Consider the following 2381-nt stretch of genomic DNA (forward strand, 5'->3'; position numbering starts at 1 on the left):
GGCGGCGCGCGCCGCGCACGCCGCGCTGACCCGGCGGCCGCCCGGCCTGAACGGGCTGCCGGGCGAGGAGGTCTGGGGCCGCACCAACCACCGCGGCGAGCCGGTGACGCTGCTGGAGGGGCCCGCGTTCGTCGCGGGCGCCGCCGCGGCCGGGCTGCTCGCGCCCGGCGCCGCGGGCCGGATGCGCGCCGCCGCGCTGCTCGCCGGCACCGGGTCCGGCGTCCTCGGCGGCTACGACGACCTCGCCGGGTCGGGCGCCTCCCGCGGCTTCAAGGGCCATCTGGCCGCGCTCGCCCGCGGCGAGGTCACCAGCGGCGCGGTGAAGATCCTCGGCATCGGCGCGACCGGGCTGGCCGCCGCCGCGGTCGCGGGGTCGCCCGCCCCGTCCCGCACCGGGCGCGCCTTCGACACGCTCGTGAACGGCGCGATCATCGCCGGTGGTGCGAACCTGATGAACCTGTTCGACCTGCGCCCCGGCCGGGCGATCAAGGTCGGCCTGCTCGCGGGCGGCCCGCTCGCGCTGACCCGGTCCGGCTCCGCCGTCGTCGCGGCGCCGCTCGGCGCCGCCGCCGCGCTGCTCCCCGAGGACCTCGGCGAGCGCGCGATGCTCGGCGACACCGGCGCGAACGCGCTCGGCGCGCTGCTCGGCCTCGGCGCGACCCGGCTCGGGCGCGGGCCGCGGCTCGCCGTGCTGGCCGGGCTCGCCGGGCTGAACGCCGCCAGCGAGTTCGTCAGCTTCACCAAGGTCATCGCGGGCAACCCGGTGCTGAACCGCATCGACATGCTCGGCCGCCGCCCGGTCGCCGCACCCGCCCCCGCCGCCGGCAAGCCCGATGCGGGGGACGCGTTCCGGCCGTCCGTCCCGCCGCCCGCGGGTCCGGCGGGCGACGGCGTCGCGGCGGGCCCCGCCTAGGCCGGCCCGCCGGCTCCCCCGGAGAACGTCCACGCGCGTGACCCCTCCCGAAACGTCACCGCCGGCCCGGCGGTCCCCGAGCGTGCGCCGGTTCGCCGGCGGCCTCGCGGGCGCGGCCGTCGTCATCGCCGTCATCACGGTGCTGGCGCGGCTCGCCGGGTTCGGCCGCACCTACGCCTTCTCCCAGACGGTCACCACGTCCTGCCTGAGCCAGGCGTACTTCACCTCGACGCAGTTCCCCAGCATCGTCTACGAGATCGTCGCGGGCGGCGCGCTCGCCAGCATGGTCGTGCCGGTGCTCGCCGGGCCCGCCGAGCGCGGCGACCGCGAGCAGGTCCGCCGGATCGGGTCGGCGCTGCTCACCTGGATCGTCGTGCTGATGGTGCCGCTGTCGGCGCTGATGGCGCTCGGCGCCCGGCCGATCATGCGGGCGCTGGTCGGCGACGACCTGCAGGGCTGCTCGCCCGACGAGATCGTGGACGCCGGCTCCACCATGCTCGCGATCATGTCGGCGCAGATGGTGATGTACGGGATGGCGGTCGTCCTGTACGGGCTGCTGCAGTCGCACCGCCGGTTCGTCGCGCCCGCGCTCGCGCCGCTGATGTCGAGCCTCGTGGTGATCGGCGCGTACCTCGCCTACGCGCCCCTCGGCCGCGGCTTCGAGAACGACCTCGCCGGGCTGCCGACGGACGCGATGCTGACGCTGTCGATCGGGACGGCGCTCGGCGGCGTCGCGATGGCGGCGACCGCCGGGGTCGCGGTGTGGCGGCTGAAGTTCAAGCTGCGCCCGACGCTGCGCTTCCCGGAGGGGGTGGCGCCGCGGGTGCGGCGGCTCGCGGTCGCGGGCCTCGCGACGGTCGCGGCGCAGCAGCTGTCGGCGCTGCTGGTGGTCCGGCTCAGCTCGCAGGGGACGAGCGGCGCGCTGGCCAACTACCAGTACGCCTGGGCGATCTACCTGCTGCCCTGGGCGATCCTCGCGGTGCCGATCGCGACCAGCGCGTTCCCGCTGCTGTCGGCGCGGATCAGCGCGGGGGAGCAGGACCGGTTCGACGCGGTGACGGCGTCCACCACCCGCGCGGTGATCCTCGTGTCGTGCGCGGGCGCCGCCGCGCTCGCCGCCGTCGCCGTCCCGATCGCGGCGGTGTTCAACCCCGGCCATCCCGACCAGCAGGAGGTGCTGTCGCGGGCGGTGCTCGCGTTCGCGCCGGGCCTGCTCGGCTACGGGCTGGTCGCGCATCTCGGCCGCGTCCTGTACGCGTGCCACCGGGGCCGGATGGGGGCCGCGGCGGTCGCGGCGGGCTGGGGGGTCGTGATGATCGCCGACGTCGCGCTGGTGCTGGCGGTCGAGCGGCAGTGGGTCGTCGCCGCCTTCGGCGTCGGCAACGCCCTGGGGATGACCGTCGCCGGTGTGCTGCTGCTGGGCACGCTCGTGCGCGCGCGGGGCGCCGCGGCCGCGCGCGGCCTGCCG

2 protein-coding genes are annotated in these 2381 nt (G+C 77.5%); both read left to right on the forward strand.

Annotated features, from left to right (window positions below; genetic code table 11):
- Nucleotides 1-913, forward strand: a 913-nt coding sequence (locus tag AB0K34_RS46445; protein ID WP_364554928.1) for a hypothetical protein, incomplete at its 5' end; no start/stop codon positions are given.
- Nucleotides 914-950: 37 nt separating this feature from the next.
- A partial coding sequence (locus AB0K34_RS46450) for a lipid II flippase MurJ (protein WP_364554930.1) occupies nt 951-2381 on the forward strand: 1431 nt, incomplete at its 3' end.

The sequence above is a fragment of the Actinomadura sp. NPDC049382 genome (assembly GCF_040677125.1).
Taxonomy (GTDB): domain Bacteria; phylum Actinomycetota; class Actinomycetes; order Streptosporangiales; family Streptosporangiaceae; genus Spirillospora; species Spirillospora geliboluensis.